Genomic DNA, 14,200 nt, shown 5'->3' on the forward strand with positions numbered 1-14,200 from the left:
GACGGCGGGTGGGTGGCGACGGCCGGTGGGGCGGTGCGGCGCCGTCGTGGCGGATCGCGCCGTTCCCCGCGCCCCTGGACCCCTGGGCGGGCCCCGGCGTCACCCGGGCCGATAATGGGGGCGTGGGCAGGAACAGGCAACGGGAGCGGGGGGTCGAGGCGGTCGCGGTCGTCGAGACCGTGGACGGCGGACTCGCCGAACTCATACCGGACCGCGACCGGCCGCGCGGATGGACGCTGCTCATCGACGGCGCCCCGCAGTCGCACGTCGACCTCGACGACCCCGCCCATCTCTCCTTCGAGTACCAGCGGCGCCTCGGGCACATCGCCGACCTCGTCGCCCCGCCGGGCCGCCCGGTCCAGGCCGTGCACCTCGGCGGCGGGGCGTTCACCCTCGCCCGGTACGTCGCCGCCACCCGGCCCCGTTCCACCCAGCAGGTCGTGGAGCTGGACGAGCCGTTGGTGCGGCTCGTGCGGCGGGCGCTGCCGCTCGACGCGGGGGCCAGGATCCGGGTGCGCTCCACCGACGCCCGCGCCGGGCTCGGCAAGGTCCAGGACGGCTGGGCCGACCTGATCATCGCCGACGTGTTCAGCGGCGCCCGCACCCCCGCCCACCTGACCAGCACCGAGTTCCTCGCCGAGGTGCGGCGCGTGCTGCGGCCCGGCGGTTTCTACGCGGCCAACCTCGCCGACGGCCGGCCGCTGGCCCATTTGCGCGGCCAGATCGCGACCGCCGCCACCGTCTTCCCCGAACTGGCGCTCGCCGCCGACCCGACCGTGCTGCGCGGCCGGCGCTTCGGCAACGCGGTCCTGCTGGCCTCCGACCGCGAGCTGCCGGTGGCCGAGTTCACCCGGCGGGTCGCGACCGACCCCCACCCGGGGCGGGTCGAGCACGGGCGGGAGCTCGTCGACTTCGCCGGCGGCGCGGTCCCGGTCACCGACGCCGGCGCCAGGCCCTCGCCCGTACCGCCGCCCTCCGTGTTTCGGTAGGCGTTCCGGTGGGCCCGGCAGGTCACGGGCCGCGCGTCAGATCGCGCGTTCCTCGATCTCCACGCGCGGCGCGGAGTCGTGCCAGAGACAGAAGACGGAGATCTCCCGGGAGTCCTTGGTGAAGGTCACCCGGATCCACGAGGTCTGCTTCCACACCTGCATCTGCCAGCCCGACTCGGGCGTGGCGCTGACCAGTTCCGCCGAGGACGGGCCCAGGTCGAAGACGGCCCGGCCGCCGTCGGTGCCGTAGCTCTTCACGCTGCCCCCGCCCCCGCCGCCCGCGTCCGGTGACGGCTTCGGGGCGGCGGTCCGCGGGGCCGCCGGCGGGGGAGTGCCCGGGGTCCGGGAGGGACGGGCGGTCCCGGCGGCGGCCGTGGGCGTCGGGGTCGCCGGGGGCGGGGCCGCGGCGGAGGTCGCCGGGCCGAGGGAGACCGCGTTCGGGCTGCCCGCGCCGGACGGGATGGGCAGGGCGCGCGGCGGGTCGTAGACGGTGCCGGCCAGCACCGTGTGCACCCCCCACCAGGAGAGCGTGACGGCCGCGCCGGTGGCGACCGACCACGCCAGGGCGTGAACCAGACCTCTTCGCACCGGCTCATCCTGCCATCCCCCGAATGGCGTACGGTGCGGGCCATGGCAAGTGTGCTCGTCGTCGAGGACGACCAGTTCGTCCGTTCCGCCCTCATCCGGCACCTCACCGAGGCCTCCCACATCGTGCGGAGCGTCGGGACGGCCCTGGAGGCGCTGCGCGAGGTCGCCCACCACCGCTTCGACGTGGTCATCCTCGACCTCGGACTGCCCGACCTCGACGGGGCCGAGGCGCTGAAGATGCTGCGCGGGATCACCGACGTGCCGGTGATCATCGCGACCGCCCGGGACGACGAGGCCGAGATCGTGCGGCTGCTCAACGACGGGGCCGACGACTACCTCACCAAGCCGTTCTCCGTGGAGCACCTGTCCGCCCGGATGACCGCCGTGCTGCGCCGGGCCCGCTCCTCCGCCGGAGACGTGCCGCCGTCCCGGGAGATCCGGGTCGGCGGGCTCGCCATCGACCCGCTGCGCCGGCAGGCCGCCCTGGACGGCGCCGCGCTCGACCTCACCCGCCGCGAGTTCGACCTGCTCGCCTTCCTGGCCGGACGGCCCGGGGTGGTCGTCTCGCGCCGGGAGCTGCTCGCCGAGGTGTGGCAGCAGGCGTACGGGGACGACCAGACCATCGACGTACACCTGTCATGGCTGCGACGGAAACTGGGCGAGACGGCGGCCCGGCCCCGCTATCTGCACACCCTGCGCGGGGTCGGCGTGAAGCTGGAGCCCCCGCGGTGAGATGGGCGCTCGTCAAGGTGTCGCTGGCCGTCACGGTGATGGTCGTGGTCGCCTTCGCCGTACCGCTCGGCCTCGTCGTCAAGGAGATGGCCCGCGACCGGGCCTTCTCCAACGCCGAACGGCGGGCCGCCGGCCTCGCGCCCGTGCTCGCCATCACCACCGACCGCGAGCAGCTGGAGCGGGCCGTCGCCACCACCGAGGACGGCGCCGAGGGGCGGCTCGCCGTCCACCTGCCCGCCGCGCCCGGCCGACCGGGCGGCACGGGCACGGAGATCGGCACCCGGCGGGCCGCCGACGAGGACCTCGGCACCACCCGGGCGCTCGGCCGGGCCACCATCGCCGAGGTGCCCGGCGGGTCCGTGCTGCTCCAGCCCACCGCGGTCAGCTCCGGGCAGGTCGCCGTCGTCGAACTCTTCGTGCCCGAGGGCGAGGTCAGCAACGGCGTCGCCACCGCCTGGCTGGTCCTCACCGCCGTCGGCGTCGCCCTGATCGTCGGCTCCGTCGCCGTCGCCGACCGGCTCGGCCTGCGCATGGTGCAGCCCGCGCAGCGGCTCGCCCGCGCCGCCCACGAGCTCGGCGAGGGCCGGCTCGGCGCCCGGGTCCGCGAGGAGGGCCCGCCGGAACTGAAGTCCGCCGCCGTCGCCTTCAACTCGATGGCCGACCAGGTCGTGCGGCTCCTCGCCAACGAGCGCGAACTGGCCGCCGACCTCTCCCACCGGCTGCGCACCCCGCTCACCGTGCTCCGCCTCAACGCCGCCTCGCTGGGCTCCGGTCCGGCCGCCGAGCAGACCAGGGCCGCCGTCGAGCAGCTGGAGCGCGAGGTCGACACCATCATCCGCACCGCCCGCGAGGCCAAGCCGCAGACCCGGGCCGGCGCGCCGGTGGTCGGCTGCGACGCCGCCGAAGTGGTGCGCGACCGGATGGAGTTCTGGTCCGCGCTCGCCGAGGACGAGGACCGGAAGGTACGGGTCGCGGGCGTCGAGCGTCCCGTCCGCATCCCGGTCGCGCGCCCCGAACTCGTGGCCGCGCTCGACGCCCTGCTCGGCAACGTCTTCCGGCACACCCCCGAGGGCACCGCCTTCTCCGTCGACCTCCACAACGGCGACGACGCCGTCATCGTCCTGGTCTCCGACGCCGGCCCCGGCATCCCCGACCCCGCCGCCGCGCTGGCCCGCGGCGCCGGCAGCGGCCGCGACGGCTCCACCGGCCTCGGCCTCGACATCGTGCGCCGCATGGCGGAGACCACCGGCGGCGACGTGCGCATCGGGCGCTCCGTGCTCGGCGGCACCGAGGTGCGCATCTGGATCGCCCTCGACGGGCGCCGCGCTCCGGCCGCCGGAGGCCGCCGCGGCCGCCGGGCCGGCGCGGGCCGGCGGGGCCGCGCCCAGAAGGACTGACCGCCGGAGCGTCACCCGGTTCGCGGGGCCCGTCCCGGCGGGCCCCGCGAACCGGGTACGGGGGCTTTCCGGCGTCCAACCTTTCCTCGTCCCGATGCCTCCCTTAAGCGGACCCTAAGAATCCCGACCCCGGTCCGCTGTCGGGCATTTGTCCGTTTCCGGGTCGCTAGCGTGCTGCCGCACCCCACCACCCCCCACACCCCCCCCACCCCACCCCCGGCATTCAGAGGCAGGCACGCGATGGGCACCAGCGCACACCGGCGCAAGGCGAGCGGCAGGACCAAGGCGATCGGCGCGGTCGTGACCCTCGCGGTCATCGGCGGAGCGGCGTTCGCGCTCACCGGCACCGCGCAGGCCGCGTCCGTCGGCGCCGCGTACACCAGGACCAGCTCCTGGACCGGCGGCTACACCGGGCAGTACGTGGTCACCAACGAGACCGACGCGCCGCAGTCCGACTGGACCCTGGAGTTCGACCTGCCCGAGGGCACCACGATCGGCTCGCTCTGGAACGGCGAGCACACCGTGTCCGGGCGGCACGTCACCGTGAAGCCCGCGAGCTGGAACCGGCAGCTCGCCCCCGGCCAGTCCGTCACCGTCGGCTTCGTGACCTCCGCGGCCGGACAGGCCGGCGACCCGCTCAACTGCCTCATCAACAAGGCGAGCTGCGCCGCCGGCGGCCCCGCCCCCACCCCCACCGGCCGCCCCACCACGACCCCGGCCCCGACCCCCACCGCCACGAAGACGGCCACCCCCACTCCCACCCCCACCCGGACGGCCACGCCCACCCCCACCGCGACCGCCCCCACCACCCCGCCCCCGCCGGCCACCGGGACGGCGCGGTTCGCCCCGTACGTCGACACCTCGCTCTACCCCGCGTACGACCTCCTCGCCACCGCCGACCAGACCGGCGTCAAGGAGTTCAACCTCGCCTTCATCACCTCCGGCGGCGGCTGCGCCCCGCTCTGGGGCGGGGTCACCGACCTCGGCTCCGACAAGGTCGCCGCGCAGATCGGCGCGCTGCGCGCCAAGGGCGGCGACGTGCGGGTGTCCTTCGGCGGGGCCGCCGGCCACGAACTGGCGCTCAACTGCTCCACCGTGGACGCGCTGGCCGCCGCGTACGGCAAGGTCGTCGACCAGTACAAGCTCACCAAGGTCGACTTCGACATCGAGGGCGCCGCGCTCCCCGACACCGCCGCCAACACCCGCCGCTCGCAGGCCATCGCCCGGCTCCAGCAGTCCCACCCCGGCCTGAACGTGTCCTTCACGCTGCCCGTCATGCCCGAGGGCCTGACCCAGCCGGGCGTGGACCTGAGCGCCGACGCCAAGCGCAACGGCGTCCGCGTCGACGCCGTCAACATCATGGCGATGGACTACGGACCCGCCTACAGCGGCGACATGGGCACCTACGCCGTCCAGGCCGCGACCGCCACCCAGGCCCAGATCAAGGGCGTCCTCGGGCTCTCCGACGCGGCCGCGTGGAAGGCCGTCGCCGTCACCCCCATGATCGGCGTCAACGACGTCTCGTCGGAGGTCTTCAAGGTCGACGACGCCACCCAGCTCGTCGACTTCGCCCGGTCCAAGGGCATCGGCTGGCTCGCCATGTGGTCGGCCACCCGCGACAAGCAGTGCGCGTCCGGCGCCGTCACCTACGCCGACCCGACCTGCTCCTCGATCCTCCAGCAGCCGCTGGCCTTCACGAAGGCCTTCGGCGCCTACACGTAGGCACACAGGCCGTCCCGGCCCCCCACACCGCGCGCCCCGGACGGCACCACCCCACCCCGTCCGGGGCGCGCACCCCTTCCCCGCGCCGGGCTCAGCCCTTCACCGCGCCCCGCATCACCCCGCCCACCACCAGCCGCCCGAGCAGCGCGAACACCACCAGCAGCGGCAACGTCCCGAGCAGCGCCCCCGCCATCACCACCGAACGGTCCGGGACATAGCCGCGACCCAGGCCGGTCAGCGCCACCTGCACCGTCGGGCTGCCCGTCTGGGTCAGCACGAGCACCGGCCAGAAGAAGTCGTTCCACGCGGCCACGAAGGTCAGCGTGCCGAGCACCGCCATCGCGGGCCGCGCCGCCGGGAACACCACGTGCCACACGATCCGCAGCGTCCCCGCCCCGTCCATCCGCGCCGCCTCGACCAGTTCGCCCGGCAGCGCCCGAAGCAGGTACTGGCGCATGAAGAACACCCCGAAGGCCGACACGAGCCCCGGCAGCACCACCGCCTGCAGCTCGTCCGTCCAGCGCAGCCGGGCCACCAGCAGGTACAGCGGGACGACCCCGAGCTGCGGCGGGATCAGCATCGTCCCCACCACCAGGGCGAACAGCGCGCCCCCGCCGCGGAACCGCAGCCGCGCGAAGGCGAAGCCGGCCAGCGTCGCCACCAGCACCGTGCCGGCCGCCGTGAGACCCGCCACCAGCAGGGTGTTGGCGAGCGCGGCCCCGAGCCGCGCGTCGGTCCAGGCCACCGCCAGGTGCTCCGGCAGGTTCCGGCCGAAGCGCAGCGGCGGCGGGGTGTGCGCGAGCCGGGTCGAGGTCCGTGAGGCCGCCACCGCCGCCCACACCAGCGGAAGCACGGAGACCGCGCAGAACAGCAGCAGCAGGGCGTACGTGCCCGGGCCCGCCCGCTCGCCGCGCATCAGGCGCCCCTCCCGAGCCCGTGCCGCACCAGCCGGGCCGCGCCGAACACCAGGAGCAGGAGCAGCAGCATCACCCAGGCGATCGCCGAGGCCCGCCCCAGGTGCAGGTTCACCCAGCCCTGCTCGTACAGATAGAGCCCCAGCGTCTGGAACTGGCGGTCCGCGCCGCCCGAGGCCCCCGTCCCGGCGTCGAAGAGCAGCGGCTCGCCGAACAGCTGGGTCGCCCCGATCGTCGACACCACCACCGTGAACAGGATCGTCGGACGCAGCGCCGGCAGCGTGACGTGCGCGAACCGCCGCCACCGCGACGCCCCGTCGAGCGCCGCCGCCTCGTACAGCTCGCGCGGCACCGTCTGCATCGCCGCCAGATAGATCAGCGCGTTGTAGCCGGTCCACCGCCACACCACGATCGCCGCCACCGCCGCCTTCGCCGCCCACGGCCCGTTCTGCCAGTCCACCGGCGCCAGACCGAGGCCGGTCAGCGCCCAGTTCACCGGCCCGTGCTCGCGCCCGAAGAACAGCGCGAACACCAGCGTCGCCGCCGCCACCGACGTCGCGTACGGCGCGAGCGCCACCACCCGGAACAGGCCGCGCGCCCGCAGCCGCGCGTCCAGCAGGTGCGCCACGCCGAGCGCGAGCAGCAGTTGGGGCACCGTCGCCAGCACCCCGATGAGGAAGGTGTTGCCCAGCGCGTTCCAGAAGTACGGATCGACCGCGAGCCGCACGTAGTTCCCCGGCCCCACCCACTCCCACCGGTCGAGCGCCGTCAGCTCGACCCGGTGCAGCGAGGCCCAGCCGGTGTAGAGGAGGGGGAAGAGGCCGAAGGCGCCGAAGAGCACGAAGAAGGGCGCGACCAGGCCGTACGGCGCCCAGCGTTCCGCGCGTGTCCTGCGCACCGCCGCCGTCACCGGTCCAGGGCGTTGTCGATGGAGCGCAGCGCGTCCGCCCAGGCCTCGTCCGGGTCGCGGCCCGTCTGGTCGACCAGGAGCATCCCGCCGTCGGTGAGCAGCTGGGCCACCAGTCCCTCCTTCGGGCCGATCGGAGCCGACGGCACCCCGCGGGCCGCCGCGCCGAAGATCGCGCCGACCGGGGTGTCGCCGAAGTACGGGTGCCGGGCCCGCGCCACGGCGGGCAGGGCGTGGGCGGCGGAGGCGCTCGGGAAGCTGCCGCGGCGGGCGAACAGCCGGGCCTGCTGGGCCGGGGCGGTCAGCCAGGCGGCGAGCCGGGCCGCCTCCGCCCGGTGCCGGCCGGCCTTCGGGACGACCAGGAAGGAGCCGCCCCGGTTGCCCGGCCGGGGTGCCGCCGCCACGTCCCAGCGGCCCCGCCCCGCCGGGCCCGCCTTGTCCTGGATGTAGCCCAGCATCCAGGCCGGGCAGACCACCGTCGCGAAGGAGCCGCGGGCGAAGCCCTGGTCCCAGCCGGGCGTGAACTGCTGCAGCCGGGCCGTCAGTCCCTCCCGGGCGAAGTCCGCCGCCAGGTCCCAGGCCTGCCGCACGGCCGGGTCGGAGCCGATGACGAGGGCGCCCCGCCCGTCGTAGAAGCGCCGCGGGCCGCTGCTGACGACGGCCGAAAGGACGCCGGACGCCGAGTCGGTGAACGCCGTCCCCTCCGGGGCGCGGGCCGCGTAGCGCCGCCCGGCCGCCAGGAAGCGCCGCCAGTCCCCGGCCCACAGCCGCCCCACCGCCTCCCGGTCGGTCGGCAGTCCGGCCCGCGCGAACAGGTCCTTGCGGTAGCAGACCGCCTGCGGCCCGACGTCGGTGCCGAGCGCGACCGTGCGCCCGTCCCGGCCGGTGCCCTGCGCCCACTTCCACGGCAGGAACGCGCTCCGGTCCACCCCCGGCGCCGCGCCCAGGTCCACCAGGCGCGGGCCCTGGGTGCCGACCACCTCGGCGATGTTGCCGACCTCCACGGCCTGCACGTCCGCGAGGCCGGAGCCGGTGACGAGATGGGTGATCAGCTGCGGGTAGTAGTTCTCGTTCCGCTCGATCGAGGTCTGCCGGACGGTCACGTCGGGACGCAGCCGCATGTACGCCTCGTAGAGCCCGGCCTCCTGGAAGCCGAAGGAGCCGAACACGCCCACGGTCAGCGTCACGGGCCGGCCCGCCGGGTCCACCGCGCCGCCGGCGCCCGCGCGGGGTGGCTCGGGCGGGTCGGTGGCGCAGCCCGCGGTGAGGCCCGCGCCGAGCAGCAGGGCCAGCGCGAGCGCGGCGACCGGACGGCGGGCCGGGTTTCCGCTGTTTCGGTGGGTGCGCCGGGACATGCGGCGACCGTAGTGCGGCGCCGGGGGCCCGCCGGCCACAGCTCGCCGGGGACCGCGCGGGGGAGCGGCGGATGTCACCCGGCCGTGTGAAGCCCGGACATGGCCCGAGTGCCGTGCGCGTGAACGGGCGGGAACACCCGGCCGTTAGCATCGCTGGACCTCGATGGTGAACGACGAAACGGAGTGGGCTGTGGCGCGACCGCGTATCGGTGTGGCGGTGCTGACGATGGGCACTCGCCCGAAGGAGCTGCGGGCGCTGCTCGACTCGGTGGCCATGCAGGACGAGCCGGCCGCCCGTCTCGTGGTGATCGGCAACGGCACCGGTTCGCTGGCCGAGCTGCCGGACGGGGTGCACGGCGTGGAGCTCCCGGAGAACCGCGGGGTGTCCGGCGGGCGGAACGTCGCCATCGAGACCCTGCGCTCCTTCGGCGACGTGGACGTGGTCGTGGACCTCGACGACGACGGGCTGCTCGTCGACACCGACGTCTTCCGGCGCCTCGCCGACCTGTACGAGGCGGAGCCGGCGCTCGGCATCGTCTCCTTCCGGATCGCCGACGAGCACGGCGAGACGCAGCGCCGGCACGTGCCCCGGCTGGGAGCGAAGGACCCGATGCGCGGCGGCGAGGTGACCACCTTCCTGGGCGGCGGCCACGGCCTGTCGATGCGGATGCTCGACCAGGTCGGCGGCTGGCCCGAGGACTTCTTCTTCACCCACGAGGAGACCGACCTCGCCTGGCGGGCGCTGGACGCCGGCTGGACCGTGCGGTACGCGCCGGAGCTGCTGCTCCAGCACCCGAGGACCAGCCCGGCCCGGCACGCGGTCTACTACCGGATGACCGCCCGCAACCGGGTCTGGCTGGCCAAGCGGAACCTTCCCGCCCCGCTCGTCCCGGTCTACCTCGGCGTGTGGACCCTGCTGACGATCGCCCGCACCCGCTCGCTGCCGGGGCTGCGCGCCTGGTTCGGCGGTTTCCTGGAGGGCGTCCGGAACTCCGGCGGCGACCGCCGGCCGATGAGCTGGTCCACGGTCTGGCGGATGGGCCGGCTGGGCCGCCCGCCGGTGATCTGAGACACATCGCCCGGTCCCGCGCCCGAGGGGGCGGGACCGGGCGATGTGCGCGGGCCCCTGCGGCCCCGGGAAAACGACCGAGGCCCCGGTTCTTCCGAACCGGGGCCTCGACCCTCAGGGTGAGTGACGGGACTCGAACCCGCGGCATCCTGGACCACAACCAGGTGCTCTACCAGCTGAGCTACACCCACCATGACCGGTCATTCGCCCGAGGGCTTCCCTGACCGGCCGAGAAGAAGTCTACAGGGTCTTGGGGGGTGCTCGCGCACACGTTTCTCCGGCGCACGAGCGGACCCCCTCCGGCGGCTCCCTAGTGGGCCGCCCCGCCGTCGATCACGTGGCGGGCCGCGATCTGCCGGGCGGTCTCCGAGTCCGGGCCGGGCTGCGGCACGAAGACGGCCTCCCGGTAGTAGCGGAGCTCGGCGATCGACTCGCGGATGTCCGCGAGCGCCCGGTGGTTGCCGTTCTTCTCCGGACTGTTGAAGTACGCCCTCGGGTACCAGCGGCGGGCCAGTTCCTTGACCGAGGAGACATCGACGATCCGGTAGTGGAGGTGCGCCTCCAGGGCCGGCATGTCGCGGGCGAGGAAGCCGCGGTCGGTGGAGACCGAGTTCCCGCACAGCGGGGCCTTGCCGGGCTCCTTCACGTGCTCGCGGACGTACGCGAGGACCTGGGCCTCGGCGTCGGCGAGGGTGGTGCCCCCGGCCAGCGCGTCGAGCAGTCCGGACTTCGTGTGCATCTCGCGCACGATCTCCGGCATGGTCTCCAGGGCCGCGTCCGGCGGGCGGATCACGATGTCCACGCCTTCGCCGAGCACGTTCAGTTCCGAGTCGGTGACCAGCGCGGCCACCTCGATGAGTGCGTCGTCCGTCAGCGAGAGCCCGGTCATCTCGCAGTCGATCCACACCATGCGATCGTTCATGCGTCCTACCTTATGGCCGAAATATGGTCGGGGGACGGCCGAAGGGCCCCTCGGGGGGTGTCCCGGGGGCCCTTCGGTTTCCTCGGTGCGCGGCTCGTGGCGCGCGGCTGTGGGGTGCGGTGCGGTTACGGGGCGCTCCGCTGGCCCGGGAGTGCCGGGCGGCCCGGCGCGAAGGCGTCCGAGGCCGGCTTGCCCGGGTCGAGCAGGTGGCCCGGGCGGCGGGCGCCCGCCGGGACCTGCGCCTGGGCCGGGACGACCGCGTCGAGCACGGCCGTGCCGCCCTCGCCCTGCGGCCGCCGGGCCCGGTACGCGGCCCGGTAGGCGGCCGGGGAGGAGCCCAGCTGCCGCCGGAAGTGCCCGCGCAGGGCCACCGGCGAGCGGAAGCCGCAGCGCCCGGCGACCTCGTCGACCGAGTAGTCGGAGGTCTCCAGGAGCCGCTGCGCCTGGAGCACCCGCTGGGTGATCAGCCACTGCAGCGGCGCCGAGCCGGTCAGCGAGCGGAAGCGGCGGTCGAAGGTCCGCCGTGACATGTAGGCGCGCGCGGCGAGGGTCTCCACGTCGAACTGCTCGTGGAGGTGCTCCAGCGCCCAGGCGACGACCTCGGCCAGCGGGTCGGCGCCGATCTCCTCGGGTAAAGACCTGTCGAGGTAGCGCTCCTGACCGCCGCTGCGCCGCGGCGGGACGACCAGCCGGCGCGCCAGGGCGCCCGCGGCCTCCGTGCCGTGGTCGGTCCGCACGATGTGCAGGCACAGGTCGATTCCGGCCGCCGTGCCCGCGGAGGTCAGCACGTCGCCGTCGTCGACGAAGAGCTCCCGCGGGTCCACGTGGACCGACGGGTAGCGCTTGGCGAGCGTCGGCGCGTACATCCAGTGCGTGGTCGCGGGCCGGCCGTCGAGCAGCCCGGCGGCGGCGAGCACGAACGCGCCGGTGCACAGGCCGACGATGCGCGCGCCCTCCTCGTGCGCCCGGCGGAGCGCGTCCAGCGCCTCCGGGGGCGGCGGCGAGGTGATCGAGCGCCAGGCCGGCACGACGACGGTGCCCGCCCGGCTGATCGCCTCCAGGCCGTAGGGTGCGCTGAGTTCGAGACCGCCGGTGGTGCGCAGCGGGCCGTCCTCGCCGGCGCACACCAGCAGCCGGTAGCGCGGCACCCCCGCGTCCTGGCGGTCGATGCCGAAAACGGAGAGCGGGATGGAGCTCTCGAAGATGGGGCCACCGCTGAACAGCAGTACCGCGACGACTTCGCGACGGCGGCGCCCGGACAGCTTCCGTGCCGCCTCCGGTGCGGCGGAGTCCTGGCTCATGACGCTAAGCCCCCCTCGGTGTTGGCGTCTCCCTGGTCATGTGGATGTGCCACGTTTCCCCTCGGTTTTGCGCGAGACCCCAGTCTTCGGTATCCATGATCGAATCTACTGCGTCCCGTGGCGCCCGAGTGCCACGTTCTCCTTCCGGCACATTGTCGACATGGCAACTTGGCGTGAAGCATTCGATCGTGAAGCCCAGTACAGCGCGGTGATGCCAGGACCTACGCGGGTTGAGCGGTCTTCGGCCAAGGACTCGCCGAGGACCTGAACTTGGCCGAAAACATACGGGATCGGCTGTGCGACCCTGTCAACTCCGCGAGTGGCGCTCCGCCCGCAGCCCCCGCTCCGAGCGCCGGAGCAGCACCCGGCAGGCCGCCGTGACGGCCGCGAGGCCCAGCGCGGTGCCGGCCGCGCCGCCCAGGGACGTGCCGTAGACCAGCAGGACGACCGGCACCAGGACGCAGCAGAACGCCGCCCAGCGCACCACGTCGCCCCCCGCGTCGGACGGGCCGCCGTCCGCCCCGCCGCCCTCCGGTCCGGCGGCGGCCCGGCGGCGCCCGCGCGGGCCCGGGGTCCGGCCGCGCTCGGGGGCGGCGCCGGGGGGTGCGAGGACCGCGGTGACCGTCTCGGCGGCGGCCAGCGCGGCGGGGTCAAGGGCGGCGTCGGTGTCCATGGGTGACGGTGCGGGCACGGGCGGGCTCCCTGCGACGGTGACGTTGACCTGTGGCAACGAGGAGCGGAACGTTCCGGTCACTGCGGGAGACGTCCGTTTGGCCCCCGTACGGACACCTGTAGGGCACATCCGGCATTGCGCTACGGCGCGGGGCTCGTGCATGCTCCCTGGAACGCCGTAACGGCGCCCGGTGGCCGCCCCTGGGCACGGGAGGAGTGTCGCCGTACCCTTGGGGGTATGGGCTTGGGAAGATGATTCCCGGACACAGCTCCGCCGCCAACCGTTGTTCCGCTCCCCGTCCTCTCCCCCTCCCGTCAGGACCCTCTTCGCCGAGACACCGATGGCCGGTCACGAATTCCCCGAACCCGCGGACCGCAAGCGCGTCGCCGACTCCACGGTCGACCCCCTCGCGGTGGAACAGCCACGCCACTCCTGCGACCCGGCCTTCCGGCACGGGGTCGTCGTCGGCTTCGACGGCTCGACCTCCAGTGAGCGCGCCCTCGCCTACGCCATCGGCATGGCCCGCCGCTCCGGCTCCGGCCTGATCATCGTGCACGTCGCCAACCGGCTGCCCACCACCGTGTGGGCCGGCTGCGAGCCGCCGGTCTTCGTCGACGTGCCCGATCACCGCACCGAGGTGCTCGGCCTGGAGCTCGCCTGCGCCGACCACCTCTCCGAGGTGCCCTGGATCCTCGTCGAGCGCGGCGGCGACATCTGCCACGAGCTGGAGGAGGTCGGCCGGGAGTACTCCGCCGACGCGATCGTGGTCGGCTCGACCCACGGCATCGTGGGGCGGATCTTCGGCTCGGTGGCCGGCCGGCTCGCGCGCCGCGCCCAGCGCCCCGTGATCGTCATCCCGTAACGCCACCGGTCGTCCCGTCACACCGGTCACCGCGGTCGCGCGGCTCCCTCCCAACTCCCTTGTCCCGGCCATATTTTCGGCCTTCCCCAGGTGAATTGTGCGCTTGTGAAGGGTACATAAAAGTCACCGTCGTACAAGCGGACCACGCAGCACAACTGCACACCTGAAGGGAGCCCGCCGTGTCCAACGAAGCCGCCGCGGGAAACAGCACCTCCACTCTCGGACACCTCGCACTCGGCCTGACCCTGCTGGCCTTCGGCATCGGTTCCACCGGCGTGATCGACCACGTCGGCGCGGGCGACGCCGCGGGCCTGGCGACCTGGGTCGGCGGTGTGGCCCTGTTCCTCGTCGGGCTGCTCGCCCTGCGCGCCGGCAACACCGGTGAGGGCACCGCCTCCTCGGCGCTCGGCGCCTTCTGGTTCACCTGGGGCACCGGGGTGGGCGACGCAGGGTCGGCCGAGGCCGCCGGGCTCTTCCTTCTGCTGTGGGCGCTGCTCGCCCTGACCCTCACCGTCGCCTCGGGCGGCAGCGGCCTCTTCGGCCAGGGCGTCTACGGGCTGCTGTTCGTCTCCCTGCTCCTGATGGGCATCGGCTCCCTCGCCGACAACGCGGGCCTCGGCAAGGCGGGCGGCTGGGTCGCCGCGGTGGCCGGCCTCGCGGCCTGGTACGGGGCGACGGCGGCGGTGGCCGGCTGGCCGATGTCCCTCGCCCGCGGCTCCCGCGGCGCGGCGGCGGCGAGCTGATCCGTAACGGCGCGAAAAGAGCGGCC

General features: G+C 74.6%; 14 protein-coding genes and 1 tRNA gene. 7 read left to right on the plus strand and 8 right to left on the minus strand.

The annotated features are described in order from the left end of the window. The first annotated feature begins 122 nt into the window (after positions 1-122). Positions 123-989, plus strand: a complete 867-nt coding sequence (locus tag ACIGW2_RS23605) for a spermidine synthase (protein WP_399845578.1) — start codon at positions 123-125, stop codon at positions 987-989. A 36-nt stretch (positions 990-1,025) separates the two neighbouring features. On the opposite strand, the gene ACIGW2_RS23610 is transcribed toward ACIGW2_RS23605, so the two are convergent. Then, entirely contained in the window at positions 1,026-1,577 is a 552-nt protein-coding gene (locus ACIGW2_RS23610) for a hypothetical protein (protein WP_399845581.1), read from the minus strand. A 42-nt stretch (positions 1,578-1,619) separates the two neighbouring features. On the opposite strand from ACIGW2_RS23610, the gene ACIGW2_RS23615 reads away from it, so the two are divergent. The 3 genes from ACIGW2_RS23615 (at position 1,620) to ACIGW2_RS23625 (ending at position 5,428) form a co-directional block, all read left to right on the plus strand. Then, positions 1,620-2,309, plus strand: coding sequence for a response regulator transcription factor (locus ACIGW2_RS23615; protein WP_391655653.1), 690 nt, complete (start codon positions 1,620-1,622; stop codon positions 2,307-2,309). Then, on the plus strand, positions 2,306-3,706 hold the full coding sequence (locus ACIGW2_RS23620) for an ATP-binding protein (protein ID WP_399845584.1): 1,401 nt from the start codon (positions 2,306-2,308) through the stop codon (positions 3,704-3,706). Before ACIGW2_RS23615 ends, ACIGW2_RS23620 begins: the two co-directional genes overlap by 4 nt. A gap of 240 nt (positions 3,707-3,946) precedes the next feature. Then, positions 3,947-5,428, plus strand: a complete 1,482-nt coding sequence (locus tag ACIGW2_RS23625; RefSeq protein WP_399845586.1) for a cellulose binding domain-containing protein — start codon at positions 3,947-3,949, stop codon at positions 5,426-5,428. A gap of 91 nt (positions 5,429-5,519) precedes the next feature. Here the strand turns inward: ACIGW2_RS23625 and ACIGW2_RS23630 are convergent, their stop codons facing one another. Genes ACIGW2_RS23630 through ACIGW2_RS23640 form a run of 3 tightly spaced genes read right to left on the minus strand, consistent with a single transcriptional unit; the run spans position 5,520 to position 8,604 of the window. Continuing rightward, positions 5,520-6,344 (minus strand): carbohydrate ABC transporter permease, encoded by an 825-nt coding sequence (locus ACIGW2_RS23630; protein WP_391655650.1) that lies wholly within the window; start codon positions 6,342-6,344, stop codon positions 5,520-5,522. Then, positions 6,344-7,294, minus strand: coding sequence for a carbohydrate ABC transporter permease (locus ACIGW2_RS23635; RefSeq protein WP_399845891.1), 951 nt, complete (start codon positions 7,292-7,294; stop codon positions 6,344-6,346). The genes ACIGW2_RS23630 and ACIGW2_RS23635 overlap by 1 nt, the downstream gene beginning before the upstream one ends. After that, on the minus strand, positions 7,249-8,604 hold the full coding sequence (locus ACIGW2_RS23640; protein WP_391655649.1) for an ABC transporter substrate-binding protein: 1,356 nt from the start codon (positions 8,602-8,604) through the stop codon (positions 7,249-7,251). The genes ACIGW2_RS23635 and ACIGW2_RS23640 overlap by 46 nt, the downstream gene beginning before the upstream one ends. A gap of 190 nt (positions 8,605-8,794) precedes the next feature. Between ACIGW2_RS23640 and ACIGW2_RS23645 the strand changes: the two genes are divergently transcribed. Beyond that, the gene (locus ACIGW2_RS23645; protein ID WP_399845590.1) at positions 8,795-9,673 is read left to right on the plus strand and encodes a glycosyltransferase family 2 protein; all 879 of its coding nucleotides are present in this window, start codon (positions 8,795-8,797) and stop codon (positions 9,671-9,673) included. Positions 9,674-9,791: 118 nt separating this feature from the next. Here ACIGW2_RS23645 and ACIGW2_RS23650 read toward each other — a convergent pair. The 4 genes from ACIGW2_RS23650 to ACIGW2_RS23665 form a co-directional block, all read right to left on the minus strand. Continuing rightward, positions 9,792-9,864: transfer RNA gene (locus ACIGW2_RS23650), tRNA-His, on the minus strand. A 119-nt stretch (positions 9,865-9,983) separates the two neighbouring features. Next, a complete protein-coding gene (orn, locus tag ACIGW2_RS23655) occupies positions 9,984-10,595 on the minus strand; it encodes an oligoribonuclease (RefSeq protein ID WP_391655647.1) in 612 nt (203 codons plus the stop codon). Positions 10,596-10,720: 125 nt separating this feature from the next. Next, on the minus strand, positions 10,721-11,896 hold the full coding sequence (locus ACIGW2_RS23660; RefSeq protein ID WP_361583285.1) for a helix-turn-helix domain-containing protein: 1,176 nt from the start codon (positions 11,894-11,896) through the stop codon (positions 10,721-10,723). 307 nt (positions 11,897-12,203) lie between these two features. Next, positions 12,204-12,569 carry a hypothetical protein gene (locus tag ACIGW2_RS23665; protein WP_391655766.1) on the minus strand — a complete coding sequence of 122 codons (366 nt, stop codon included), beginning with the start codon at positions 12,567-12,569 and terminating at the stop codon, positions 12,204-12,206. 340 nt (positions 12,570-12,909) lie between these two features. On the opposite strand from ACIGW2_RS23665, the gene ACIGW2_RS23670 reads away from it, so the two are divergent. Next, on the plus strand, positions 12,910-13,431 hold the full coding sequence (locus ACIGW2_RS23670) for a universal stress protein (protein WP_265862657.1): 522 nt from the start codon (positions 12,910-12,912) through the stop codon (positions 13,429-13,431). A 179-nt stretch (positions 13,432-13,610) separates the two neighbouring features. Further along, on the plus strand, positions 13,611-14,174 hold the full coding sequence (locus tag ACIGW2_RS23675; RefSeq protein ID WP_361583288.1) for a GPR1/FUN34/YaaH family transporter: 564 nt from the start codon (positions 13,611-13,613) through the stop codon (positions 14,172-14,174). The last annotated feature ends 26 nt before the right edge of the window (positions 14,175-14,200 follow it).

The organism is Streptomyces sp. NPDC053541 (assembly GCF_044544705.1).
GTDB lineage: Bacteria > Actinomycetota > Actinomycetes > Streptomycetales > Streptomycetaceae > Streptomyces.